Annotated in this window: 20 protein-coding genes; 6 read left to right on the forward strand and 14 right to left on the reverse strand. The window is 40.4% G+C overall.

The window, feature by feature from the left end:
* Window positions 1-169: 169 nt before the first annotated feature.
* The gene (locus EXT43_RS04000; RefSeq protein ID WP_130166383.1) at window positions 170-1,144 is read left to right on the forward strand and encodes a transposase; all 975 of its coding nucleotides are present in this window, start codon (window positions 170-172) and stop codon (window positions 1,142-1,144) included.
* Window positions 1,145-1,405: 261 nt separating this feature from the next.
* On the opposite strand, the gene gdhA is transcribed toward EXT43_RS04000, so the two are convergent.
* The 3 genes from gdhA to EXT43_RS04015 all read right to left on the reverse strand — a co-directional run bounded on the left by gdhA (window position 1,406) and on the right by EXT43_RS04015 (window position 5,518).
* The gene (gene gdhA / locus EXT43_RS04005; RefSeq protein ID WP_130166384.1) at window positions 1,406-2,758 is read right to left on the reverse strand and encodes an NADP-specific glutamate dehydrogenase; all 1,353 of its coding nucleotides are present in this window, start codon (window positions 2,756-2,758) and stop codon (window positions 1,406-1,408) included.
* Between the two features lie 82 nt (window positions 2,759-2,840).
* Window positions 2,841-3,326: a hypothetical protein gene (locus EXT43_RS04010; RefSeq protein ID WP_063530509.1), complete on the reverse strand. Its 486-nt coding sequence runs from the start codon at window positions 3,324-3,326 to the stop codon at window positions 2,841-2,843.
* Between the two features lie 2 nt (window positions 3,327-3,328).
* Entirely contained in the window at window positions 3,329-5,518 is a 2,190-nt protein-coding gene (locus tag EXT43_RS04015; RefSeq protein WP_130166385.1) for an LruC domain-containing protein, read from the reverse strand.
* Window positions 5,519-5,741: 223 nt separating this feature from the next.
* On the opposite strand from EXT43_RS04015, the gene EXT43_RS04020 reads away from it, so the two are divergent.
* The gene (locus EXT43_RS04020) at window positions 5,742-7,898 is read left to right on the forward strand and encodes an ATP-binding protein (RefSeq protein WP_130166386.1); all 2,157 of its coding nucleotides are present in this window, start codon (window positions 5,742-5,744) and stop codon (window positions 7,896-7,898) included.
* Here EXT43_RS04020 and EXT43_RS04025 read toward each other — a convergent pair.
* The 3 genes from EXT43_RS04025 to EXT43_RS04035 all read right to left on the reverse strand — a co-directional run bounded on the left by EXT43_RS04025 (window position 7,891) and on the right by EXT43_RS04035 (window position 11,313).
* Window positions 7,891-9,288 carry a M28 family metallopeptidase gene (locus EXT43_RS04025; RefSeq protein ID WP_130166387.1) on the reverse strand — a complete coding sequence of 466 codons (1,398 nt, stop codon included), beginning with the start codon at window positions 9,286-9,288 and terminating at the stop codon, window positions 7,891-7,893. The two genes, EXT43_RS04020 and EXT43_RS04025, sit on opposite strands and share 8 nt — an antisense overlap.
* A gap of 91 nt (window positions 9,289-9,379) precedes the next feature.
* Complete coding sequence (locus EXT43_RS04030) at window positions 9,380-10,477, reverse strand: hypothetical protein (RefSeq protein WP_130166388.1); 1,098 nt, start codon at window positions 10,475-10,477, stop codon at window positions 9,380-9,382.
* Window positions 10,474-11,313, reverse strand: a complete 840-nt coding sequence (locus EXT43_RS04035) for a hypothetical protein (protein ID WP_130166389.1) — start codon at window positions 11,311-11,313, stop codon at window positions 10,474-10,476. Before EXT43_RS04035 ends, EXT43_RS04030 begins: the two co-directional genes overlap by 4 nt.
* Window positions 11,314-11,621: 308 nt before the next feature.
* On the opposite strand from EXT43_RS04035, the gene EXT43_RS04040 reads away from it, so the two are divergent.
* Together EXT43_RS04040 and EXT43_RS04045 are read left to right on the forward strand one after the other, a co-directional pair.
* The gene (locus tag EXT43_RS04040) at window positions 11,622-14,111 is read left to right on the forward strand and encodes a TonB-dependent receptor (RefSeq protein ID WP_130166390.1); all 2,490 of its coding nucleotides are present in this window, start codon (window positions 11,622-11,624) and stop codon (window positions 14,109-14,111) included.
* Between the two features lie 65 nt (window positions 14,112-14,176).
* Window positions 14,177-15,277 carry a tyrosine-protein phosphatase gene (locus EXT43_RS04045; protein WP_130166391.1) on the forward strand — a complete coding sequence of 367 codons (1,101 nt, stop codon included), beginning with the start codon at window positions 14,177-14,179 and terminating at the stop codon, window positions 15,275-15,277.
* Window positions 15,278-15,300: 23 nt separating this feature from the next.
* On the opposite strand, the gene EXT43_RS04050 is transcribed toward EXT43_RS04045, so the two are convergent.
* The 3 genes from EXT43_RS04050 to EXT43_RS04060 all read right to left on the reverse strand — a co-directional run bounded on the left by EXT43_RS04050 (window position 15,301) and on the right by EXT43_RS04060 (window position 17,500).
* Window positions 15,301-16,209: a GGDEF domain-containing protein gene (locus EXT43_RS04050; RefSeq protein WP_130166392.1), complete on the reverse strand. Its 909-nt coding sequence runs from the start codon at window positions 16,207-16,209 to the stop codon at window positions 15,301-15,303.
* Between the two features lie 61 nt (window positions 16,210-16,270).
* Window positions 16,271-16,666 carry a VanZ family protein gene (locus tag EXT43_RS04055; protein WP_130166393.1) on the reverse strand — a complete coding sequence of 132 codons (396 nt, stop codon included), beginning with the start codon at window positions 16,664-16,666 and terminating at the stop codon, window positions 16,271-16,273.
* A 3-nt stretch (window positions 16,667-16,669) separates the two neighbouring features.
* Entirely contained in the window at window positions 16,670-17,500 is an 831-nt protein-coding gene (locus EXT43_RS04060; RefSeq protein WP_063528240.1) for an alpha/beta hydrolase family protein, read from the reverse strand.
* A gap of 159 nt (window positions 17,501-17,659) precedes the next feature.
* Here EXT43_RS04060 and EXT43_RS04065 point away from each other — a divergent pair, with 159 nt between their 5' ends.
* Window positions 17,660-19,507, forward strand: coding sequence for an ABC transporter ATP-binding protein (locus EXT43_RS04065; protein ID WP_130166394.1), 1,848 nt, complete (start codon window positions 17,660-17,662; stop codon window positions 19,505-19,507).
* A gap of 73 nt (window positions 19,508-19,580) precedes the next feature.
* Here EXT43_RS04065 and EXT43_RS04070 read toward each other — a convergent pair whose 3' ends face one another.
* The 3 genes from EXT43_RS04070 to EXT43_RS04080 all read right to left on the reverse strand — a co-directional run bounded on the left by EXT43_RS04070 (window position 19,581) and on the right by EXT43_RS04080 (window position 21,515).
* On the reverse strand, window positions 19,581-19,997 hold the full coding sequence (locus EXT43_RS04070; protein WP_130166395.1) for an MAPEG family protein: 417 nt from the start codon (window positions 19,995-19,997) through the stop codon (window positions 19,581-19,583).
* Between the two features lie 280 nt (window positions 19,998-20,277).
* Window positions 20,278-21,018: an SDR family oxidoreductase gene (locus EXT43_RS04075; RefSeq protein ID WP_130166396.1), complete on the reverse strand. Its 741-nt coding sequence runs from the start codon at window positions 21,016-21,018 to the stop codon at window positions 20,278-20,280.
* 29 nt (window positions 21,019-21,047) lie between these two features.
* Window positions 21,048-21,515: a MarR family transcriptional regulator gene (locus EXT43_RS04080; protein WP_205990950.1), complete on the reverse strand. Its 468-nt coding sequence runs from the start codon at window positions 21,513-21,515 to the stop codon at window positions 21,048-21,050.
* 223 nt (window positions 21,516-21,738) lie between these two features.
* Here EXT43_RS04080 and EXT43_RS04085 point away from each other — a divergent pair, with 223 nt between their 5' ends.
* Window positions 21,739-22,938 (forward strand): Nramp family divalent metal transporter, encoded by a 1,200-nt coding sequence (locus EXT43_RS04085; RefSeq protein WP_130166397.1) that lies wholly within the window; start codon window positions 21,739-21,741, stop codon window positions 22,936-22,938.
* A 55-nt stretch (window positions 22,939-22,993) separates the two neighbouring features.
* Here EXT43_RS04085 and EXT43_RS04090 read toward each other — a convergent pair whose 3' ends face one another.
* Window positions 22,994-24,220: an amidohydrolase family protein gene (locus EXT43_RS04090; RefSeq protein ID WP_063528159.1), complete on the reverse strand. Its 1,227-nt coding sequence runs from the start codon at window positions 24,218-24,220 to the stop codon at window positions 22,994-22,996.
* 11 nt (window positions 24,221-24,231) lie between these two features.
* Window positions 24,232-25,614: an amidohydrolase gene (locus tag EXT43_RS04095; RefSeq protein ID WP_062565285.1), complete on the reverse strand. Its 1,383-nt coding sequence runs from the start codon at window positions 25,612-25,614 to the stop codon at window positions 24,232-24,234.
* Window positions 25,615-25,716 lie beyond the last annotated feature (102 nt).

Genomic DNA, 25,716 nt, shown 5'->3' on the forward strand with positions numbered 1-25,716 from the left:
TGAAAAGATATTTAGACATCCATATTAAATAAAGACGCCCATATTTATTTAAGGAGTTAACCTAGCTTCATATCTAAAGAATAAATTTAAGAAGACACCCAACTTAATATTTCTCACTTCACAAAATTATGACTAAACTTAAATTGTTCAACTCATGGAGGAGAAGAGCATGGCAACCCCACGTAGAAACTTGATTAGCGTTTCAAACACGCCTTACTATCACTGCATTTCACGCTGCGTTCGTCGCGCTTATTTGTGCGGGCAAGATCCACTAACGGGTCGTTCATATGAACACCGGCGAGATTGGGTTGAAAAGAAATTACTTCAACTTGGACGAATATTTTGTATTGATATTTGTGCCTATGCGGTTATGAGTAATCACACTCATCTGGTTCTTCACATTGATATAGCAAAAGCTAAGCGTCTAAATAATAAAGCGATTCTAATTAGGTGGCACAAGTTATTCAAAAGTACATTCCTATGCCAACGATTCTTAAATGGCGAATTGCTAACACAAGCAGAGCTCGCTGCGGTTAATACCAGAGTAAATTTATATCGAGAACGGCTCTGCAGCATTAGTTGGTTTATGCGAGTTCTTAACGAGGGTATTGCACGAAAAGCGAATCAAGAAGATGAATGTAAAGGACGTTTTTGGGAAGGTCGCTTTAAATCGCAAGCCTTGCTCGATGACGCTGCACTTGCTGCATGCCTTGCTTATGTTGATTTAAACCCAGTAAGAGCAAAAGCGGCCGATTTACCTGAGCAATCTGACTACACCAGTATTAAAGCCCGAATTCAGTTAGCTCAAAATAAAAAGCAACCGAAATCGCTTATGCGCTTTGCAGGTAAACCTCGTGAACATATGCCTAAGGGACTACCATTTGAGCTCAAGACATATCTGCAACTTGTTGATTGGACTGGGCGCTCTATGCGAATAGATAAACCTGGGAACATCCCAAAAGTGACATTACCAATACTTGAAAGATTAAACATCTGTACTGAAAACTGGCTCACACTCACCACTTCCTTTACCCGCTCGTTTAAAAATACAGCGGGTAAAGAGCAAGCTATAACTGAGTATGCAAAACACATGAAACGAAAGAGAAGAAGCTCAATAACTAATAGCCAAGCTTTGTTTTGCTAAACACTTAAACTTTTCATTTACTACTTTTATTCATCTATTTTAAAAAATAGAAAATTTCTACGTACTGAATTTAATTTCATCTAGAATTAAATAACTAATTTTTAAATTTAAATAACAACAAAGAACTAAACATAATTTGTACATAAATGAAGTCAACCAAAAGCTGTGGCTATCTAGCTTTTAACTACCAAAATTGGGTGTCTTTTTATAAAAATGGATGTCTCCTTAATTCGTTTTAAAAAAATGGATGTCTTTTATTTATTACACAACTCCTTGTTTTAACATAGCATCTGCAACTCGTTCAAAACCCGCTATATTCGCACCAAGTACCAAGTCGTGTTCATGGGAGTACTGCTTGGCGGTAGCTGAAATTGTATCGAAAATAGACTTCATAACTTGTTGAAGTTTCTCATCAACTTGCTCAGCTCGCCACTTTTGCATACTGGCATTTTGAGCCATTTCAAATTGACTGGTAGCAACTCCACCAGCATTTGCAGCCTTACTTGGCCCTAAAAATACATCATTGTCTTTAAATACTTTTAACGCATCAGCTGTGGTCGGCATGTTTGCCCCCTCGCATACAACAGAGCAGCCATTTTCAACCAAAGCTTCAGCATCTTTTTCGGTAATTTCATTTTGAGTTGCACAAGGAAGTGCAATATCTGCCTCATATCGCCATACATGATGTCCGTCGCTAGGATATTGATTTACAGGCGTAAACTCAGCATCTTTGTGCTCGTTCAAATAATCCCTAAGCTCAGCACCTCGTTCATTTTTTAAGTGTTTTACAAGAGCCACATCAAGCCCATCTTTACAATACAAGGTCCCTTTTGAATCACTACAGCTAAGAATAACAGCATCGTATTGGTCAAGCTTTTCCATCAAATACAATGCTACATTACCAGCACCAGACACTAGGCATCGCTTACCTCTTAAAGAATCGCCTTTAGCATCTAGCATGGCACTTAAAAAATATGCAACACCATAGCCAGTAGCTTCGGTTCTCAGTGAAGAACCCGCCATAACCTCAGGCTTACCAGTTAGTACCCCTTCAAATTGATTAGTAATCCGTTTATATTGACCAAATAGATAACCAATTTCTCTCGCCCCAACGCCAATATCACCAGCAGGAACATCTGTGTTAGCACCTATGTGACGATAGAGTTCAGTCATATATGACTGACAAAAACGCATAATTTCATTGTCACTTTTTCCTTTAGGGTTAAAGTCAGCACCGCCTTTAGCGCCTCCTAATGGCAACCCTGTGAGTGCATTCTTCAAAACTTGCTCAAAGCCTAAAAACTTCACCACACTTTGATTGACACTCGGGTGGAACCTCAAGCCCCCTTTATAAGGGCCTAGAGTTGAGCTAAATTCGATTCTAAAACCACGATTAACTTGCACTTTGCCGTCATCATCAAGCCAAGGAACCCTAAATATTGCTTGCCTTTCAGGCTCAACTAACCTCTCTAGAATTGCCTGCTGTTGATATTCACTGTTACCTTCTACTACCTGATTTATTGATGAAAGCACTTCTTCAACAGCTTGATAAAACTCAGGCTCATTTGGATTAGACTCTTTAACTGATTGCAGTACCTCTTCGATATATTGCATTACAAAATCCTCTTTCAAGCTGTTGAAAATATTCAGTCTATTAGAATTAAACTGACTAAGACATAATATCGATCACTCATGTTTAACGAATAGTGAACACCGCTGATTGCTCCCCATCATATTGCCACTCAAAACGCAGTGGTTCATTTTGAGAATCATAAAACCAAACTTCTGCCACAAGCTCTAAGGCACTATTTGCCAGCATCACAGTCGACGTTAATTTGCTTTGTTTTAGAGGTGCCCGCAATAAGCATTGATCGTAATCAGCCTTATTATCATCGCCTTTCAAGCAGATATTTAAATACGCTCTGCTATCACCCATGTTCAAATCAACATCTATGTTTAGTTCTATCTTGCTACTTAAATCAAATTGAGGAGCAATCGTTAGGTCAGCCATTGTCTCTGTTTCCACACTCGTGTCAGGAGGTGTTGTTTCTGGTGGCGGCGTGCTTGTGGTGGGTGTCTGTGTAACAGTTGTACTTACCGCTTCAGTTGAAGAGCTACCTTCTCCACCGCCACCACACGCAGATAAGAATAAGCTAATGATTAATAAAGTATAATGTTTCATGACTATTCTCCTCGTAGAATAACATTTGCAAGTTTTGCATTATTAAACCAAAGCGGCTTTTCCCGTCCCTCTGATTCAGCAAATGCCCTAAAGTCACTATACGCATGTGTTATATCAACACTCTCTTTTGGATGCGCCCATGAACTGCCAATCTCCATTGCCCAAGGTAGACCAGTTTCAGTTTGGAAATAATAACTTTGAGCACTATTACTGGCATCATCAGAGTCAGTGATTGAAAATAACTGTGAATTGAATTTTTCGGTTGGTTGTTGATTCTTAATATGAACTTCCCAACCACGTGGGTTTTGTCCAACTAAAAACTCACCATGATAGTGATCTTGAGCCGCGAAAATAAATGGGTCTAAAGTATATTTTGGCGCTTCAATTGTGGTCACTCCACTTTGAAGTGAAACGGTTAAACTAAACGAAACTTTGCTGTTGGTATCACAGCCTGTTTCAGTTCTAAAATAACTACAACTTGACTGCTTATCTGCATAATCCCAAGTGTCTGGCATGATAATGAAAATAGCATCTTCAACCCCTTGTTCTAATATAGAATGTGATTGTGTTTCGCCATTTATCGTTAAATTAATTGAACTTGTATCTATCTGACTTCTTAATATTCGTTTATCAACATCATCGGCTATCGTTTGATACAAACGAACTGCAAAGCCATTATGAAAATCAGCACCAATTCCAACCAACTCACCTTCTATTTTGTAACCAATGGCCTGGCCTTCTTTATCAATCAATGTAGTACGGTAGTTCACAACTAAATCATTAAAGTCATAATCACCAGCAAAAGGCCATTGATCTTCATAGGCAAGGGTTACCCAGCCATTCTCACTTGGATATACCAAACTTCCATATGTTGTTACCGGGTAATCCTCGACTTCGCCGCCTGTTACCCCACCACTTGCGGTAATTGGGTTAGCCTCGCTGCCATCGGTTACACGAAAGCGTGCCCATGTTGCTCCCATCACAGCATCACTCGGTACATCAACCAGCACACTGTTATCACCTTGATTTAAGCTGTATTTACTTACTGTGATTTCGTCTGGATCAAACTGGAAATTTTGATCCCAATCGAACCAAGCATATAAATAACCATTATCATTAGGAGCGGTCACAATTATCTGGCTGGTAGAGCCTGCAACAAAATCAGTGACAAATTTAACCCCATCATCTGAGCTATCGACGGGTGAAGCCTGTAAATCTGCCGGAGTGTTAATGTTTTCACCATCAACAACGGCTCCTAAATAAACTAAATTTGATTGGTCTTCATTAGGGTCAAACAGATGGCGGGCACCACTATCAGCAAGCGCTGTTTTATATGGCATAGGTGCATCACCAAAGTCGATTGAGTTATCAGTTACTTTTACTTCCGCAATAGCACAGCGTGCACCATCATTTTGATTCGATGTTGGCCCTAAGGTAAAAACTGCTGCGGTAGGTGTATAACCAACCACAGGGCTGGTGCTTAAATCTACTTTATGGATTTTACCGCTGCGGTTATTACTAAAATAAAACTGACCTTGTACATCAAAGTAACCTGCACCATTAGCGCCAGTATCGCCGGCTATGTCGAGGTTAGCGACAAAAGTGGGTGTCTGGTTATCTAAATTTATTTCATAAAGGTCGCCGTTTGACTCAACCGCATACAAAAGATTGCTATGTGGGTGAAAAGCAAAATCATAAATAGCTAAATTCCAGCTTGCTGAGCCTGCAACTAATTGAGCCTGGTACTCGTCGGCCTCTTCAGTTAAATCAATGCCATATAAACCAAATTTAGGGTGGTATAAATAGTAAACCGCCTGATTAGTTTCACTATTCACATGAATATCACCAACATAAAAATTGGTATCTGGCAGACCATTTACAATCAAACGTTGTAAAACATAATCGTCACCAATACGTACAACACTTCTTGGGGCTTGTTTGCTAAAGCCATACATGTACTGGTCTTGATAATTAAAGCCAACCGCATTTACGCTGTCGTTATTCGCCTCTGTTGTAAAATCCATTGACGCTGCAAGCACGGTGGTTTTGGCAGAAACTAGGTCAACGCCAAACATTTGCGCAGGCGAACCTTGAATCAAAAATGCCTTACTCGGGCACTGTTCAAATGGTGCAGCACTTACAAAGCCTGTTGCAAGTGCGGTTATTAGGTAAGCGGGTATGTTACTTTTCATAATTACACTCTCCTGTGGATGTGTTATTACTCAAAGCAGTAACCATTCCAAAATATAACTCACGCTATAACAAGGTGTTATGAAAAATCAGACTGAGTATTTGCAAGATGCAAGAGGCATAGTTGCATAATGCAATTCTTTTTAGCTATAAAAGCAAATCATTCCCACTTAAAAGAATGGCATGCTAGACTAGTTAGGAATAAAAATAATAATAAACCCCACTATGAAACTTAAAGCCTCTGTAATTCTGTACTTTGCCTTATCAATGAACAGTGCTTTTGCATCAACACTGCAACAAAACATTGATGAAGCCAGAACAATCAGTGACTACCAAAAACGATATGACTATTTAAAAACCATCGATAAAAAGCTTATTGAGTCTGCCAGCCTTGCAGAACAAGTAAGTTATAACGTTAGATTAATTCACGTTCACATACACCTCGGCCAATTTCAACAAGCGCAAACTATCATTGATGAACTTGAAGCGGGCCCAAAATACAAAAAAGACTCCCCCATTTACAGCGAGTTGTATCTAGCGAAAGCACGGTTGGCATATAGAAAAAGTGACTTAGAAACCGCAATTTATTTATCGCAACAAAATGTCGCCCTATTTCAGCGCTTACAACTTACCCATTATGAAATTGATGCCGTGGCGAGTCTTGTCAGTGCTTATCATAATGCTGGCGAGTATCAAGCAGCCTTAAACTTTCTTGAAGTTTATATTCACGACAACAATCGCGAATTAACCTTAAAGCAAAAAGAAATGCTCTATCATGGTTATTCGCGTAATCTTGAACAGTTAGACCGCTTAACACTTGCACTCGAATATAAGCTAAAACGCCGTGAAGTTATTCAACAGATGTCGCCGTCTATCTCGTTACAAGCTGGCATAAGTTATTCAATTGCCCAAAGTTATTTAGATTTAGAACAATACGAAAAAGCAAAGAACGAGTTTATTATAGCCCTTAGTTTTGATAGGCAAACAGGTTCACTTTCTGATATCGGACATAGTTTAGTTAAACTATCCCAATGCGAATATGGGCTAAAAAACTACGATGCAGCACTTGAATACGCACAAGAGGCTCAACAGGTGTTCGCAAGTTATAACAGCGCACGAAATACTGCCTGGGCAAACCATAATATTGCGATAAATTTGCTCGAAGTCGATAAATCAACTCAAGCATTAACCATTGAAAAACAAGTGATCACTGAACTCAAGCAAGACGATCACTTATATATTGATGTATTACTCACATTAGCAAAGCTATACATTGGCTCTACTGAGCACGAACAAGCTAAACATTTTGCTGAGCAGGCCTACAAGTTAAGCAACCAAAAAAATAAGCTGCAAAAGCAAATCACAGCCCTAGAACATTTGATCACTGTGGCAGTACAACAAGCTGATTACAAACAGGCATTGTCGTACCAACGGACTATTACAGAGCTTGAAAAAGGCTTTGCCCGCAACAACTACAATCAACGTTTAGCGGAGCTGCAAAACTCCATTGCGATGCGCGACCGCGATTTGGCCATTCAAGATTTAAAGCTCCAAGACAATGAAAAAAGCCAAGCAATTGCTTCACAGCGCCAAACTATCTTATACAGCATTTTATTATTTAGCCTGCTTTTAGCTGTAATGGGCATTGCTTTATTAAGAATAAGACAGAGAAAACAGCTTATTGAACAGCGCCGAAATTATCTCGATAAACAAATCAGTCAACGTAGTAAGTTATTATCACAAGTTGCTCACGAGTTAAGTGGTCCATTAACCGGGTTGCGCTTACACCTTGAAACGCTCCAAGCAGGCTTAACTCAATTTAATGAGCTTACATACGAAAAACTCAACCAAAAAATCACCGATATGGCAACTTTAGTCACTGATTTAAATAAAATTTCACTTTTAGAGCAAAGCAGCTTTCAGCTCAACGTAACAACACTTAATGCAGCTGAGTATTTCCAAATCTTGCACGCAGATATGGCAATCCAGCTTGATAAATTTGAAGTGAGATTCTCACAAAATGTTGCTGATGAATTAAACTTTGAGTGCGATGCAACACGGCTTTCACAGTTATTTGCAAACTTAATCAGTAATTCACTTAAGTACACAAATCACCCTGGTAAGATTAATTTGACGATTAGCCAAAACCAAACTCAGCTCTTAATCTGCTATGAAGATTCAGCCCCTGGTGTCAGCGATGAAAGTTTAGCAAAGATTTTTGACCATCTTTATAGAGTGCCAGACTTAAAAACAGTGAAACAATCGGGTTCAGGAATTGGGCTTGCGATAGTAAAACAAATTGTCGAAGCCCATAACTGGCATATTACAGCTGCTCATAGCGAACTGGGAGGTGTCCGCTATGACCTTACAATTCCTATTTAGTTGATTTTTCTGGCCATTCGAACGCGCCAACATCACCAGGAAAGACAACTGGTGATTCAATACCGTCTTTGTTTACAGCGGCAACACCAAAATAGTAGTTATCGATAACAACATTTTTAAGGGTTGCTTCGGTTACGTTGCCAACATCCCGGCTAAATTGCCATTGTGGCTCACTTGTGTAACGCCAATAGATTTTATAACTGACCACCGTTGGATCATCGCTTTTATGCCACGCTAATGTTGTACTTGGTTTTACTGCACCTGAAATACTAACGCCCGTTGGTGGCACTGGAGCCCATGCCATTGAAGCCATTGTCACTGCATTAAGTGACGTTAACTTCGCCGCATAGGCAAAATCAACATGGTCAATGGTGTCACCGTAGGTAATACCATTTTCAGTACGCAAGTCTTGATGCTGTTGATTATAGTTTTCGTTGGTTTCCATTATACGCACAGCTGCAAAGCCAACATCGTTAAATGGACGGTGATGCCCTCCTCGACCAAAACGATCGAGTCGATATACCAACATGGTATCCAGATTTTCAATGTAGCGATCTGCGATTGTATCAATGTAACGTGCAAGGTTACGACTTGCAGAGTCAACTTCACCACCCGTAAAACGGCGTTTATGGGCTTGCTCTTTGGTTTCAATAACGCGAGTACCTTCAGAGAAGATACGTGCAGTTGTGTTATCTGTTACCCCATTAATGCCGGTTGAATTACCAATCATGTCGTTGTTTAAAACACCATGAACACGCCAATTATGCTCTTGTGCATATTTAGCTAAAATTTTACCGCCAAACAAGCCTTGCTCTTCACCAGATAAAGCTGCATAAACAATTGAGCCATTAAATTTATACTTTGATAAAACACGCGCCGATTCCAGCACGCCAGCCACACCAGATGCATTATCATTAGCCCCTGGCGCATCTGAGGTATAGTCCATTACATCAGACACTCTCGAGTCAATATCACCCGACATCATAACCATACGATCCGCATCAACTTGACCGCGCTGAATAGCCACAATATTGACAACTTCAACAGGGTTTGGAATACGCTTTTCACCAGAAATAGTGTCTTTTACTTCGATGATTTCTAGGCAGTTACCGCAGGCTTTAGAAATCGCCTCAAACTCAGACTTGATCCAACGTCTTGCAGCACCAATACCACGCGTATTTGATTTCGTCTCAGATAGAGTATGGCGAGTGCCAAAATCAACCAGCGTTTGAATATCTTGCTCTATACGTGCTTTAGAAACGGCATTTGCAATATCATGCAAAGCTTGTTGATCTTTATATTGAGGTGTTGTGGCATGAGCTGCCGAGATCAATAACAGCGATGAGCTAAACAAAGCACCCGTTGTTGTTATTTTTTTACGCTTAAACATAGTTTCACTCCTTCAATGAATCATTAAAGGCTAACTAATATTTCATTTCGCGCAATAGTTATGAGTTAGAAAACAAATTACTAGGTTAAAACTACGGGCCAAGCTTTAATTTAGACGCTGGTAACTTCAAGCTATAACGATAGCGAGCAGTTCGCTCGTCCCTTTCATTATCAAAAAGATAATCACATGCCAATCCTTCAAGCACGCGTTGCAGCTCAGTTTTAATTTTATTGCGGTTTTGATCTAAGGTTTTGCCTTTTAAGCCTTCATCAAGATCACGTATCGCTTTTTGGTGACCACCATACTGCTGCATTAATTTGGCTAGCTGCTGGCCATTTTTATGATCAGGTTTACCCTGTGGCGGATTTAAATAAGCAGGCTCGGCTTCAAACTTTCTTTTTGCATACCAAAAATAATAAAGTAAAGGTGTCTTTGAAAGCCGGATAGGCACTCCATGGATAATCACTTGTTGATTTGCTAAGTCAAAGCATAACGCATCATCAGCCTCTGCTGCTTTTAATGCTTGTTCAATGTTTAAACCTTGCTTTAGGGCTATGCTAAACCAACATTGTTGCTGCTCTTTAAGCGATGCCAATTGTAATTCTTGCTGTGCCGTTAAACCCTTTATTAAACCCTGTTGCTTTAAACCATCAAACCAGCGTAACTCTTCAATAGCAGTGCTTAACTTATCTTCCGCAGTCATTAATTGATCGGGTATAGGTACTTTTTGCCTGTTAGTCTGGAGCTTGAATATAAACTTGAACAAATAATCAATAAGTAGACCTACTGCAGTAAATGCGCATGCCCAAAAAGCCACCAGCCAATAGTTAAAGTTAACTGAACTATCAATGCTTGCATAGAGTGCGTGATTACCAAATTGCCAGTTAAGTGTGTCACTTCCTGAGAGCTGTATTTTACTTAGGTTTAATTCAGTCACAGTCAAAGAGGCCACTAAGTCAACCGGTAGCTTTGATACAAAAGTAATGTCATGCAAATCATCTAATAGTGAGTGGCTCATGCGCGAAAGTTCTTGGCTTTCATCTATGGCATTATTGAGTGAAGGGTTAACAACCTGAGGAAGCTGCTCTGCAAGTGTCATCATTAGTTGCTGTTTAGCATTTTGGCCAGATAAATAAATCAGCCCAACAAAAATAAGTAAAAATAATACAAGGGCTTTAAAGTAATTCATCTTAACCCCTTATCAAGACTATACGGATGCGTGGTATGAACCTTTAATAACCTTGACTGATATTGCTGTAAATAGGTTACAAGCGACGGCGTTAAATCAGCATATTGATCATTAAGGTACCAAGATAAGGTTGATGAAACATGCTGTAAAGGTTGTGTTTTTGAGGCTGGCCAACGCTTTAATTGCCCATGGTGACCGACACTCGGAATAATATCGAGTTTTTCTGCCAAGAAATCATTAACCAAACTTTCTCTATTCGGGTAAAAAACCAATTGCGCATTTTCAAGCCCGTGACCAAACTCTTTTAATTCACTCATTGGGGCTAAATAACCAGACTCACTGCGCTTGTCTTCGAGTAAACCTATTCGTTTATTTTTTAATGAATTTGCAGAAAGCTGCATATTGTCTTGATGTGAAAACCACGAAATCTGATAACTAGGCAAGCTTAATATTGCTGTGTAAAAATCATCCCAATTTGGCAGTAGACCACTTAAGGCATAATCACGATTTAGAAAAAGCGCATAATTGTCACTGAGTAATTGTTCTGTACTTAGCATTTCTCTGGGTTGCCAAGACACATTGACAGTTTCAAAACTCTGCTTAGCGAGCAACGCATCGCATAAGGTCTGCGCAAACTCTTCAACCTGCCAATTAGTCGGCATATAAATATGAAAATGCTTTTTACCGCTCGTATTTTTTACTTTGCAGCTGTAACTGTATTGCTCTTTTAAAACCACAGGTTCAATTGTTTGCTGGCTTAAAAACACCATGGCAGGCAATAAAACCAGTGTGGCAATAAGCAATCTTAAAATAGTGAAAACAAAATTACGTGGCATTTTTTATTGTTAAAAGTGTCTTTTAAATGACTAATTTATAGCATTTGTATTACAAACTTATGAAAAGCGTTTGGGTTAGTTTATTTGTCATAAAAACATCAAATTTAACTTTTCATGTCCCCTTATTTGGTTAAGTAAATTAATCAAAAAGACATCTCTAAAAATTACCAACTCATTGTTTAATAAGCACAAAAATTTAAAAGATATCCCTGTATTTTATATCGATGACGGTTTAACCAAACTGCAATATTTCTATTCCATTCTTTGCCCAACTTTTTAAAACATCCAAAATAACCCGGAGTATTCAAGTGACACCATTTGCTCGAAATCGATTAGCGGCTTGCGTAGTACTTGCCTGTTCATCGTCGTATAGTTATGCAGCACAAACAAACGACTATAACGAAATAGAAGAAGTCGTTGCTGTTGCATCCCCTATCAAAGACAGCCAAAAAGCAGCTATTATGGCAAAGCAATCTGCCTCTAACTTTGTTGATATTGTTGCTGCTGATACCATTGGCCGCTTTCCTGACCAAAACTTAGCAGATTCATTAGGTCGCGTTCCGGGCCTTGCTATCGAACGCGATCAAGGCCAAGCACGCTATATAAACTTTCGCGGTGCACCATTTCGTTACACGACAATTGCAATTGATGGCATGACCATTCCTGGCGCTGAAAATGGCCGTATTCCGCGTTTTGACAGCTTCCCGTCCGTTATTACTAGTCGTTTATCTGCCAATAAAGCAATTATGCCTGATATGCCAGGCGAATCGATTGCTGGTTTTATTAATATCGAAACTTTTAACCCGTTTGATGTTGAAGGTTTCTCACTAGCCACTGATGTAGGTTTAGGTAATCAAGCATTAGGGGATGGTGATATTAGTAAGTTTTCAGTGCGAACGTCATGGTCAGGCGAAAATGTAGGCATTAGTTTATTCGCATCACAAAACAGCCGTGAACAAATCACGGATAACCGCGAATTCGACTTAGAACAAGTGGATTCAGAGCTTCTAGTTAACGAACTTGATATGCGTAGCTATAAAGTAAAACGTGAAGACGAAGCCTATGGTGGCCGATTTGAATATCGTCCGAGCGATTCAATGAACCGTTTTTTCTTCAGCACGCTATACAGTAAATTCCAAGATCATGAAGAGCGCAACCAGTATGTGTTTGATTTTGCAGGCGGTGCAGAAGCTGCGGGCAGCAACCTAGCTGCAGGTGAAACAGGCACAGGCCTTGCCATGGTAAGCCGCTCTTTAGAGTATGGTTTGTATGAGAACTCAACATGGACCAACACACTTGGTGCTGATCTCCAGTTAGGTGATTGGTTTTTAGAAGCGCGTACAAACTTCACAAAAACCGAAAACGATGTGTTTTTACCCCTGCCTTATAGTTTATATGGCGCAGCGGTCGCAAGCTACGATGTATCCGATATTAACGACCCTCTTGTCACACTTGCACCAGGCACTTCACTTAACGATATAGACTATGGCTATGAAATGCTGCTGGTTTACGGCAGTGCGTTATCGATTGATAGCCTGCAATTTAAGCTAGACGCAGAAACTGACTTTGCTTTCGCAGGGCTTAACAACACCTTTAAAATGGGGCTAGGCCATGACCAGCGTGAAGCACAGGGCTATGGCACAAATGGTGGCATGGGATCACTATATGGGATCAATCCAAGTGACTATGTAACTGATCAAGCGTGGCATACGGATTTCACAAACAGCATTAACGGCACTTACTTCGACAATAAACAGCTTAGAGCAGATTTAGAAAGCGCATCAGGTGGACTTGCAGTCACCCCAGATAACGCCAGCAAAATAAATATTGATGAAAACATCACTACCGCCTATGCCATGGTGACCAATCAATTCAAATGGGGTTCTTTAGTCAGTGGGGTACGTATTGAAAGTACTGACTACACCAGCAGTGGTCCAGAAGGAGAACATTCTGATACCTTCACCGAAGTATTACCGAGTGTGAATTTAAATATTGATTTATCTGATCAAGTTAAATTCAGAGCCGCACTTTCAACGGGTATGAGCCGCCCTACTTACAATGAATGGCGCGCATCAGCATCGATTGATACCACAGAGCAAACCATCTCAGGGGGTAATCCGTTCTTAGAGGCAGAGTCTTCATGTGGTGCTGATATGTCATTAGAGTGGTATGCAGGCGATGCAAGCCTTGTTGCAGTAGGCGCTTTCTACCGACACATTGATGATGTCATTTATGCGGATACGACCTATGTAGATGCAGGTAACTACGTCAGTGAATTTGCCGGCGAACAATGGAAATACACGGGGTTTATCAATGGTGACGAAGGTCACTTCCAAGGTATCGAGCTTAACTTTATTGGCCAAGCCAGCGATTTTATTTCTGAGAGTTGGGATGGTTTTGGTTTCTCTGCCAACCTAACCCTCTTAGACAGTGAATTTACCACGCTTTCAGGTAGCAGCTTTAGTTTACCAGGCACATCAGACATGATTTTCAACAGCTCTGTTTACTATGAAAACGACCTATTCTCCGCGCGATTAAATTATCAGTATCGTGATGATTGGTTATCAACCACAGAAAACGACAGCATGGGTGAATATTGGGCTGCACAAACCCGTTTAGACCTTTCACTGAGTTACACATTAGCAGAGCCTGTGTATGGCTCAGATGTGAGTTTTTACGCCAACATCAACAACCTTACCGATGAAATTGACGTGCGTTACATCGGCACAGAAGCCACTCCTAACCAAATTGAACGCTATGGTCGCCGCTATATGGCGGGTGTTCGCATCAACTTCTAACTTACTTTTGAATTTACCGCTCAGAGTTTAATCGCTCTGAGCCGAGTAATAACTAAGGAATAACCATGAAAACAATATTTAAAAAGATTGCCATTGCTGCTTTAGTCTCATCAACACTTGCAGCTTGCACAGCAACTGCGCCTAAAGTCGCTATTGAATCTGCACAAACTAATTTTAATAATGAAAACTACCAAATTAGCTGGCAGCAAGATGTCCCTGCAGCTGTTGATGTTCTGGTATCAACAACACCAGATTTAACGAATGCAACACTCATTGCTGATGATATTACTACCAATGTATTTAATTGGTCACCAAGTGATAAGCATCAGCGTTATTACTTTTTTGTAAAACCAGAAAATGGTGAAGTAACTATGACCACAACGCGACTAATTCCACTTGAAGGTGGCCGTAACTTCCGCGACTTAGGCGGCTACAAAACCCAAGATGGCCGCACTGTAAAATGGGGAAAAATTTACCGTTCTGGGGTTTTAGCGAATCTAACAAACGACGACTATGCGCTTATCAATAGCTTAAATATCGATACCCTTGTTGATTTTCGTGCTAATTCAGAGCGAGATTCAGAAGTCACAGTGTGGGCTGCTGATAAGGTTGAAATCATCGACCGTGATTACGAAATGGACTTTGATATGGGACAAATCGGCAAAGTGCTTCGTGACCCTAACCTAAGCCGTGAAAAGCTCGAAAATGTGATGGTACAAATGTACCCGCGAATTGTAGAAGACCAAAAGCAAAACTACACACAAATGTTCGACCGCTTAGTAAATAAAGACGGCGGTTTATTGTTCCATTGTACGGCAGGAAAAGACCGTACAGGTATCAGTGCTGCATTGATTTTAACTGTTCTAGGCGTTGAGCAACAGACAATTATGAATGACTATCTTGCATCAAACGACTACCTCGATTTTGAAAATATGCTGGCTAAAGACACTGGCAAAATGGACCCAAAATATGCAGCAATGATGCAGTTTTTTGCCAGCCTACCAAAAGAAGTAGCGATGCCACTTAAAGGGGTCACTCAGCCTTTACTTGAATCTGCAATTGAGAGCATGGAGCAGCAACACGGAAGTGTACTTAATTACATTCAAGCTGAATTAGACGTAAGCGATGAAGACATTCAAATCCTGCGTGCCAAGTACTTATTGTAAATAACACTGCGTTCACTCCAAAGTTACCCTGTGCTTTTAGCGCCGGGTAACTTTATTCCTTCATTATAAAACACCATGCGATTACCCCCTTCATACTTTGCTTTGTACATGGCTTTATCGGCACACTGAATGAGATATTCTGCGTCACCATAATGCTCGGGGAACAATACGGCCCCAATACTTGGCGAGTAAATAAGCTCTGCATCGTTATAAATTAAGGGTTGGCAAATCTCTGCTATCAATTCATCAACCATTTCGATGACGTCTTTTTTGTGTTTAATGCTATTGAGGATCACCACAAATTCATCGCCCCCTAAGCGCCCTACACTGTCTTCTTTTTTTAAGACATGACGAATACGCATAGCAATAGTTTTTAAGAGCTTGTCGCCAGCGCCATGACCATGAATATCATTTACTTGCTTAAAGCCATCAATATCGATAAACAGTACTGCAATCACGGTTGAAATGGTGTTCGCAATTGACAATGATTCCTCGAGCTGGGTGGTTAAGAAACTGCGGTTGGGAAGATCGGTCAGAGGGTCATGCCCTGCCATATAAATCAGTTTTTGTTCGAGCTTTTTTTGCTCTGTAATGTCATAAGCAATAGCTACTCTAACTTGCTTTTCTTTTGACCAATAAACAGACCACAAAACATGCACTACTCTGCCATCTTTTCTAACCCAGCGGTTTTCAAATCGTGGGTGCTGATCATTGACCACAATTTGATTAATGGCATTGATGGTTTTGGCTCTGTCTTCTGGGTAGACAAAGTCGAGCATGTTTCTATTGATGGCTTCTTCTGGCGCGTATCCGAAAATTGTTTCAAAGGCTGGATTAGTAAAAAGTAACGTGCCTTTGGCATCAACTACGCATACTGCATCGAGTAGAAGCTCAATAATGTCTGACAAGTAATCCGAGGTATCTTTGTTCATACGCAACTTTTAAGCTAGGTCTACACTGATTATAGACGAAACCTAACAAGTCACTGAAAGTTTAGACCTTAATTGGATATAACTTTTTGCAAAGCCAAGCTGAAATAGCGCTAAATACCGCAATACCCGCAAAGTCAGCAATTAAATCGACAAAGTCTAGCGTTCGAGATTCTACAAAATACTGGCTTAGCTCTTCTAAAATCACAAATGTACTAACAATCAGCACAGCTAAATAAATAGGCCGCCCAGCAACGTTCATTGTTTTAAACTTAAAGGCAAGGTTGATGAATAGCGTAAGTAGTCCAAATAAGCAAAAATGCCCCAACTTATCACCGTAAGGAATTGCCGCAACGAGTTCGAAAAACACCGACTTTTGCCCAGTATTGGCAAGATAGATAACCCAACCAATAAAACCAAAAAAGCCGATAGCAATTAACACAAGAATACGTTGAAACATCTTTTATGGCGCCATATGAGAGGTTAAAAATAAAAATTGATAGGCAATCACTTTATTCCAATAGTGCCAGTCATGAATGCCCGGACGTTCAACATAATCATGGCGGATGCGCATTTTCAACATCGCCTGATGTAGCGCTCGGTTTTGCTCAATAAAAAAGTCATCAACGCCTATATCAAGCATAATCGGTAAAGTATCAGCGCCTTTTTTCCATGCCGTATTGCCAGCAGCAATTTTATGAAGGTTATTAATAATGGCAATGCTATCCCATTTTTCTTTGTTTTCAGCGTAACTGCCGAGTACTTTTGCAAGGTCAAACTCTGCACTAAAGGGCCTAACATCAACCCCAGCAGATATTCCTGAAACTGCTGCAAACAGGTTTGGGTGATTTATTGCAATGTGCAAGGCACCAAAGCCCCCCATTGATAAGCCTGTGATTGCACGGCCACTTTTAGACCGATTGGTCGAATATTTAGAATCAATATAATTTAGTAAATCGTCTGCGATGTAGGTTTCGTATTGCGAGCTTTTGTCGATATCAGAATCGAGATACCACGAACCAAAATTGCCATCAGGGTTAACAATGATGACATCATATTGGTCTGCCAGTTTTTCAATGTTTGTCAGCTTAGTCCAATCGCTGTGATTTCCACTATAGCCATGTAATACATAGATAACATTGTACTTTTTTGAGTCCTGATAGCCATCAGGTAATGTCACCGTTACAGGTTTCTCGATGGCGGTTTTTTTGCCCTTAAATATGTGGGTGTCGGTTTGGTAGGCACAAAGCGGTAAGCTAAAAACGAGGGACAGCGTACAAAGCAACTTTTTCATCATTAATTCCTTTTTCTTATTATATTTTCATTTCTCACACTAGATGTAAATAACTGAATAGTTGATAGATTTTAATCTTAGTTTTTAAATTAAATGAACTGATAAAAAACCACTCAAATGGTATAGTAACGCCACTTTGATTTTTAAAAAGCGTCGTCTATGTATCGTTTATTTGAGCGGATGACTAATCCGTTTCCTAAAGAACAACCCTCTCAGCCACCTAATAGCTTATTTGCTTTTTGCCGTCATTACACCCGTGGCATGGAGCTTTCATTGCTGCTGATGTCGTTAAGCGCCGCTGCACTCGCAATTTTAGAAGTATCGCTATTTAGTTACATGGGGCAACTGGTCGATTGGCTTGGTCAATACACCCCAGATACCTTGTTTGTTGAACAGCAGGCTGAGCTTACAAAAATGGCGGTTATGTTGCTGGTGGTGTTACCTATTGTCGTGTTCTTTCACTCAGCGGTGTTACATCAAGCGCTGCTTGGCAACTATCCTATGTCTATCCGTTGGTTAGCACACCGTTATTTGCTTCGTCAGAGTGTTAGTTTTTATCAAAACGAATTTGCCGGCCGTATTGCGACAAAAGTCATGCAAACCTCATTAGCTGTTCGTGAATCAGTGATGAAATTGCTCGATGTATTAATGTATATCGTTGTCTACTTTGGCGCCATGGTGTTTTTGGTCGCAGAATCTGACTGGCGTTTGATGTTGCCATTATTGATTTGGCTAGTTTTATACGCAGTAATTCAAATGTATTTTGTTCCTAAGCTAAAAAAAGTAGCCAGCTCGCAAGCTGATGCACGCTCAGAAATGACCGGACGTGTAGTTGATAGCTACACTAACATTTCTACTATCAAATTGTTCTCCTACACACAGCGAGAAGAACAATATGCAAAAGACAGCATGGATGTGTTTTTACAACCGGTATATAAGCAAATGCGCTTAGTTACTAGCCTAAACTTCTCTATCAACACGCTAAATTACTTATTGGTATTTAGTATTGCTGCCCTCTCTTTATATCTATGGTCAATTAGCGCCATCAGTGTTGGTGCTATCGCCATTGCGGTGAGTTTATCACTGAGATTAAACGGTATGGCACAGTGGATCATGTGGGAGATAAGTAGCCTATTTGAAAACATTGGTACTGTTGCTGATGGTATGAAAACACTATCAACGCCGATTGAAGTGGATGATAAAGAAAATGCGAGTACCCTTGCAGTTAATGAAGGGTCGATAAGCTTTGAGAATGTGCAATTTAACTATGGTAAAGCTGCCAACGAGACCCATCGCGGCCCTGTTATCAATGGCTTAAATCTAGACATCAAACCGGGTGAAAAAATAGGTTTAGTGGGTCGCTCTGGTGCGGGTAAATCTACCTTAGTGAATTTATTACTGCGTTTTTATGATGTTGACTCGGGCACAATTCGTATTGATGGTCAAAACATCGCTGAGGTAAGCCAAGAAAGCTTACGTAAGCACATTGCGATGGTGACGCAAGATACCTCACTGTTACACCGCTCAGTAAAAGATAACATTCTTTATGGTAGACCCGATGCAACTGAAGATGAAATGCTTGCGGCCGCAAAGCAAGCAGAAGCAATTGAGTTCATCGAAGACCTTGAAGACAGCAAAGGCAATAAAGGCTTTGCCGCACAAGTTGGTGAACGCGGTGTGAAGCTTTCTGGTGGTCAACGTCAACGTATTGCTATTGCACGAGTCCTTCTAAAAGATGCGCCAATTCTTATATTGGATGAAGCAACCAGTGCTCTTGATTCTGAAGTTGAAGCCGCGATTCAAACTAGCCTAGACGATTTAATGACTGGCAAAACTGTAATTGCCATTGCACACCGTTTATCAACTATTGCGCAAATGGATAGGCTCATTGTACTTGATGAAGGTGGCGTGGTTGAACAAGGCTCTCATGAGCAATTAATCGCACAAGGTGGCATCTATGCTGCCCTGTGGTCACATCAAACCGGTGGCTTTATCGGCGTTGAGTAGCTAGGTTTTCATTATTAAAAAAGGCATTGAATGAATTTTCGTTCAATGCCTTTTTTATTGTTAGCAATGCTGTTTAAATCAAACGTAAACCAATCAGAATGAGCATCACAATATTTGCCAAAGCAGCGATTAAAAAGAAATAGCTGCGTGGGCTTGGGTTCTTCTCAGTAGCCACACCATAATACAGCAGCATATGAATGATTCTGGCTATCACATACATCCAAATACACAGTGCAAATGCGCTGCTGTTCAAGTTTAAAAAGAACCCCAGAAATACGGTACCTAAAAATAACGGGCTATTTTCTAAGGTATTCATAAATGTGCGATGTGAACGAAACACAAAGCTGTCATGACTTAATGAATTATCGAGTTTACCAGGCACCGCATTGGGTTGTTTGGCTTTTGTGACAGCTGCAACTATCCACTGAATAGTAAGCATAATTAGAAAAACATACACAGCCGCATAAGCTGAAAAAGTAAGTTCAGGCATCTTCATTTCCTTTTCTATAACAACATGAATGCCTATTCCTTGCAAAAAACCAACCAATTTAAAGCACTGATTTATAATTGGTTATTTATATGATTTAGCTTTTGCAGTACCAATTGTTCGCAAAGTGTATAAATTTTACAGCGTTGCTGAGCAATTTATGAAGTAATAATAAATGTGAGTATTATTTGAAACTTAAGAAAACTAAATTTATTTTAACAGGTCGCTAAACTAAGACGGTGCTTTAAAAAGCACCGTTAGTTTTGCTGTACGTTTATTCAAATTATTGAATATAAGCACCACCACAAACAGGGTTGTAAGTGCCTGTGATATGGCCACTTTTCTCGCTTGCAAAATAGCGTACTGTATTCGCAACATCTTCAGGTTGAGCAATTTTTTGAGTTGGAGTGTGTTGCCTAATCATTTCTTTAAACTCTTCTGGCGCTTCTTTTGTTGCATCTGTTTCTACAAGACCAGGCGCGACAATATTTGAAGTGATCCCATAAGGGCCAAGCTCTTGAGCCAAATATTTATTGAAACTATCAAGCGCGCCTTTTGCAGTACCGTGAGCAATAAAAGCGGGTGCTGGCATTTCTGATAAAGTACTTGAAATAAATATTAATCGACCAAACTGCTTTTCTTTCATTACTTTAGCTGCAAGTTGAGCTGTGTTGTAAGCCGCAAACATTTCATCATTTAATTTTTGAGAAAATTCTTGCCAAGTTTGATCAAGAAATGGCTTAGAAGTAAAACTCATATTCGCATTTGAGATAAGTGCATCAACTCCGCCATGCTGGCTAATATTGTTGATCATTTCTTCAACTTGAAGCGGATCTCGGACGTCTGCTTTAACAGCAAAAGCCTCACCACCATTTTCGATAATTTCATCAGCAAGCTTGTTTGCAACTTCTGAACTATTTACATAATTAATAAATACTCGGTAACCCTCAGCAGCCAACGCCTTTGCGCAAGCTGCACCAATACCACGCGCACCACCTGTAATTAATGCATTTCTTTTAGACATACTAATTCCTTATTAATAAAAAATATAATTTAAGATTTGAGCAAAGATCGAAGATTTGAGACAACCTTAACTAATAGCTCTTGCGATTCATTTAAACCTTTAAGATCAATATGATTTTGAGAATCATCTAATACACCCTGAGCAATTTTTGTGCATTCGCTTACAACATCGAGTGACTGCTCTGTCAGGTTAACCAATTTAGTACGGCTATCTGCTTCCGACTTAACTCGCACAATCCAGCCATTTTTCTCTAATACTTCTACTGAGCGGCTTACGCTTGATTTTTCAAGATACAAAATGTCACAGATTTGGCTCTGTGATATGGAGCCATATTGCTTTAAAGTTAAGATCACTCCCCATTGTTCCGCAGTGATATTTATACCTGCCTGCTTAAACCGAGAAGTTAAAAGCCGATTAAATAAACGGCTCGCTAAACCTGTTAAATGTCCCATAGAGACCGTTAAAGGCACTTCTAATTGGTGTTTATTGTTTTCCAAAAGCGTTCACCACATATAGTTGCATATACAACAAAATAACTTAAATAAGATTTACTTGCAATTAGCATTATTCAACTTTCTTAAATTTCGATTCAGGTTAGCCTTGTTGCTATTTCTACTTTACCGCAGCCTTAAGAGCCTTTACCCTTACCTATTGATCATTTTGTGGTATGAATAATATTTCCCCACAAAAATACTAAAACTCTAATAATAAAGGTTTTTTATGCGTTTAGGTCCCGGACTTCTGGTCACCGCTGCTTTTATTGGCCCAGGTACCATCACCACGGCAAGTGTTGCTGGTGCTAATTTTGGCTTTGCTCTTATTTGGACTTTATTGTTCTCTGTCATAGCGACTATTTTGTTGCAATCTATGGCAGCTCGTCTTGGTGTGGCTACAGGGCTAGATTTAGCCTCAGCACTTAGAACCACCATTCAAACACCGGTATTTAAAGCCCTGGCTGTAATATTAGTAATAAGTGCGATTGGCATTGGCAGTGCAGCTTATGAAGCAGGCAATCTGACTGGTGCAAGTTTAGGACTGCAAGAAATACTACCTTCTGTAAGCCCACTACTCTGGACTCCCCTTATTGCAATTTTAAGTGCAGTACTTTTGTACACTGGCAAACATAAAGTCATTGAGGGTGCGTTAATTGTTTTAGTGGTGTTGATGAGTTTAGTGTTTATTTCAACGCTGGTGATGGCAGCTCCGCCACTTGGTGAAGTGCTAAAAGGATTTATACCTAGCTTACCTGATAATTCAATTACCACGGTACTTGCATTGATAGGCACAACAATTGTGCCCTACAACCTGTTTTTACACTCCGGGGTACTTGCAGAAAAACACGATAGTTCAAAAAATATCGACAAAGTAATCAAAGAAACAAACCTTGATACCGGTATTTCGATAACTTTAGGTGGCATAATCACGTTAGCTATCTTATCAACAGCCTCTGTGGCATTTTACGGTACTGATGCAGGTAAAATTTCAGCGGCCAATATGGCTGTGCAGCTTGAGCCACTTCTAGGTGGTATGGCTCATTATTTCTTTGCTATCGGTTTATGTGCTGCCGGGCTTACTAGCGCAATAACTGCACCTCTTGCGGGTGCTTACGCTGTTTGCGGCATGCTTGGTTGGTCAACACAAATGAGTGATACACGTTTTAAACTGGTTGCTATCACTATCCTTGTTTTTGGTGCACTGGTCGCATCACTTGGGCTTGACCCGGTTGCGGTCATCATCTTTGCGCAAGCTGCCAATGGTTTATTACTTCCAATTGTAACCTGTTACCTTGTTTGGTTGGTAAATCAAAAATCGGTGATGAAAGGCTACACTAATTCGCTTTTACTTAACCTTGTAATTGTGCCAGTAATACTGCTTATATTTGGCCTTAGCCTTTATAAACTAAGCAATCTAATTTTTTAGCTTTTAGTTTGAAAATAAAGGCCGCAAATTTGCGGCCTTTTTAATGCTTAAACGCTTATTTAGTATAAGCGCGTGGCATTGCTGAATCAGTTGTATAACGGTCGCGTAGTTTGTCTTGACGCGCTTCGGTTGAAACCTCTTCACCGTTGATCCACATTTTGCTTACGTGTGAGTTAAGCTCAAATGGATCTGCAGACCACATAACTAGGTTTGCACGTTTACCTTTGGCAATTGCGCCTGAGTTTAAACCAAAAACTTCAGCAATATTGCTAGTTACTGCGCTAAGTGCACCTTGTTGGCTCATACCGTATGACACAGCATTACCTGCATCAAAACGTAATTGGTATACATTGTGGCTTGAATCACCAGCAACACCAATAATGACTTTTACACCGGCTTTTTCAAGCTTACCTGCGTTAGCAAGGTTTGCATGTAATGAGTCAAAGCTACCCGGTAAGTTAGCCATCGAGCTGATGATCACAGGAACATCCGCTTTAGCTAGAGCATCCGCAACCACAACAGCATCATCACCGCCATGAATCACTAAATTGATGCCATAGGTTTCTTTTAACTTAACAAGTTCATAGATGTCAGATGCGCGTTGAACACTCGCAATCAGTGGCATATCACCAGCAAGAACAGCTGCTAAAACTTTTTGCTCTGTTGATGGCTCTTTTTTGTCATCTTTTTTAGCTGACTTTTCGCCTTCAAGCTTGTCGATAAGTGTTTTCATCGACATAGCACGTGAGCCTTTACTCTTTTCACCTAAATGAACAACAAGTGCAACTTGCTTTTTATTTACGCTTTCAAAGCTACCTGATAGATCAACTACAGATGCAAGACCCGCAAAGATACTGTCACCGCCGTTTGGTACAATCACGTCTTGAGTAATGCCGCCTTTGCGAGCATAAGGAATTAAGCTACTGCGTGGGTTGAATGCAAGGCTTGGATCAAAATCAATGCCCGCTTTGTCGTCACCACCATCGCGTGACCCTGCAACAGCACCCACTTCGACTAAGCCTAATTGGTTCATAGTACCAATAAAGCCAGCAGTCACGATTTGGCCTTTTGCATCAATGGTTGTATCCGCGTTGATAGACGCTGGGTTAATAGCAACAATTTTGCCATCTTCAATAACAACGCTTGCGCCTTCAAGTACGCCTTGCTCTGTTGAAGTGTGTAGTGTTGCATTTACAATCGCTACCGATGCAGCACTTGCTGTCGCAGAAAATAAGCCAGCAGCAACAAGTGACAGCTTTAATGATTTAGTTAATTTTGTCATCAATGTTACTCCTATTTTTGACCTAGCATGAAATCACTTTGTGCTTGGTATTTATCATCGTTACGATCATAAACTTTGGCACCATCGATAAATACTTGTTCAGCTTTCGCATAAACACTGAATGGGTTTTGGTTCCAAATAACCACATCAGCTTGCTTACCTGCTTCAAGTGAACCTGTTTTATCATCAATACCTAGCGATTTAGCCGCGTTTGAAGTGATCCACTTGATTGCGTGTTGCTCAGAGATGTCATAGCCCACATCATTCGCGCGATACATAACTTTACCGGCTTCTTGGTTTAAGCGTTGGATAGTTGTATCTGAATCAGAGTGAACAACGGCACATGAATTTTTAACAGCATCTACAATTGCTACGTTCTCTTGAACCATGTCGTAGGCTTCCATTTTAAAGCCCCACCAATCTGGCCAAAGTGCCGCACAGTTACCGTTCTGGGCAAGTAAGTCAGCAATTTTGTATGCTTCAACACCGTGATGGAAAGTACCTGAGTGATAACCGAACTCTTTACCAAGGTCGATCATCATGGCCATTTCTTCTGCTTTATAACAGTGGTTATGGATTAAAATGTCACCTTCTAACACACCAGCTAGCGTATCTAGCTTAATGTCGCGATGAGGTGCTGCAGGGTTTTTACCCGCGGCATAATCACTTTCGTATTTATCCCACTCGCGTTTGTACTCAGTCGCTTCAATCCAAGCTGTGCGATAGCCCGCCATGTTACCCATACGTGTTGATGGTAAAACACCTTTACGGCCATAAACACGTTTAGGGTTTTCACCACATGCCATTTTTAAACCATACGGTGCTTCAGGAAACTTCATACCTTGCATCGTGTGCGAAGGAATGTTTTTAAGCGTTACACCACGGCCACCAATTAAGTTTGCTGAACCTGGTAGAATTTGTAATGACGTAATGCCGCCCTCACGAGCGCGGTTAAAGCCAGGGTCTTGTGGCCATACTGAATGCTCAACCCATACTTCTGCAGTCACTGGGCTGGTCATTTCGTTACCATCTTGGTGAGATGCCACCGATGGAGTTGGGTATGCACCTAAATGTGAGTGCACGTCAATAATACCCGGTGTTACCCATTTGCCTTGTGCATCAATTGTTTTATCAGCTTGTACAGAAAGGTCTTTACCTACTTGTTGTACTTTGCCATCAACAAAGAATACATCTGCGTCATCTAAACGCTCGCCTGTGCCGGTTAAAACAGTGGCATTAGTGATTAACGTACTTTGTGATGCAAGTGGTTGATAAGTGCTTGGGTATGGGTTTTTGTTAATTGAGACTTTTGGATCTTGTGGGCCATTGTCTTGGCAACCCGCTAACGCGACACCAAGCGCCATAACCAACAAGGATGGTGCAAATTTTTGCATTCTTACGTTCCTCTTTTTTATTATTTAATTACTTTAACTAATTGTTAATTCTAATGCGAGTAAACGAGGCCAGTCACCAATATTCAAGACGAACAACCAGCC

The sequence above is a fragment of the Pseudoalteromonas sp. CO109Y genome (assembly GCF_004208935.1).
GTDB classification, from domain to species: domain Bacteria; phylum Pseudomonadota; class Gammaproteobacteria; order Enterobacterales; family Alteromonadaceae; genus Pseudoalteromonas; species Pseudoalteromonas shioyasakiensis.

Coding starts and splice junctions, on each gene's coding strand:
- EXT43_RS04015 (WP_130166385.1), bottom strand. CDS start 5,518: ATGAAAAGTAACATACCCGCTTACCTAATAACCGCACTTGCAACAGGC.
- EXT43_RS04030 (WP_130166388.1), bottom strand. CDS start 10,477: ATGAATTACTTTAAAGCCCTTGTATTATTTTTACTTATTTTTGTTGGG.
- EXT43_RS04060 (WP_063528240.1), bottom strand. CDS start 17,500: ATGAAAAAGTTGCTTTGTACGCTGTCCCTCGTTTTTAGCTTACCGCTT.
- EXT43_RS04020 (WP_130166386.1), top strand. CDS start 5,742: ATGAAACTTAAAGCCTCTGTAATTCTGTACTTTGCCTTATCAATGAAC.
- EXT43_RS04010 (WP_063530509.1), bottom strand. CDS start 3,326: ATGAAACATTATACTTTATTAATCATTAGCTTATTCTTATCTGCGTGT.
- gdhA (WP_130166384.1), bottom strand. CDS start 2,758: ATGCAATATATCGAAGAGGTACTGCAATCAGTTAAAGAGTCTAATCCA.
- EXT43_RS04000 (WP_130166383.1), top strand. CDS start 170: ATGGCAACCCCACGTAGAAACTTGATTAGCGTTTCAAACACGCCTTAC.
- EXT43_RS04065 (WP_130166394.1), top strand. CDS start 17,660: ATGTATCGTTTATTTGAGCGGATGACTAATCCGTTTCCTAAAGAACAA.
- EXT43_RS04035 (WP_130166389.1), bottom strand. CDS start 11,313: ATGCCACGTAATTTTGTTTTCACTATTTTAAGATTGCTTATTGCCACA.
- EXT43_RS04050 (WP_130166392.1), bottom strand. CDS start 16,209: ATGAACAAAGATACCTCGGATTACTTGTCAGACATTATTGAGCTTCTA.
- EXT43_RS04085 (WP_130166397.1), top strand. CDS start 21,739: ATGCGTTTAGGTCCCGGACTTCTGGTCACCGCTGCTTTTATTGGCCCA.
- EXT43_RS04070 (WP_130166395.1), bottom strand. CDS start 19,997: ATGCCTGAACTTACTTTTTCAGCTTATGCGGCTGTGTATGTTTTTCTA.
- EXT43_RS04025 (WP_130166387.1), bottom strand. CDS start 9,288: ATGTTTAAGCGTAAAAAAATAACAACAACGGGTGCTTTGTTTAGCTCA.
- EXT43_RS04095 (WP_062565285.1), bottom strand. CDS start 25,614: ATGCAAAAATTTGCACCATCCTTGTTGGTTATGGCGCTTGGTGTCGCG.
- EXT43_RS04055 (WP_130166393.1), bottom strand. CDS start 16,666: ATGTTTCAACGTATTCTTGTGTTAATTGCTATCGGCTTTTTTGGTTTT.
- EXT43_RS04075 (WP_130166396.1), bottom strand. CDS start 21,018: ATGTCTAAAAGAAATGCATTAATTACAGGTGGTGCGCGTGGTATTGGT.
- EXT43_RS04045 (WP_130166391.1), top strand. CDS start 14,177: ATGAAAACAATATTTAAAAAGATTGCCATTGCTGCTTTAGTCTCATCA.
- EXT43_RS04090 (WP_063528159.1), bottom strand. CDS start 24,220: ATGACAAAATTAACTAAATCATTAAAGCTGTCACTTGTTGCTGCTGGC.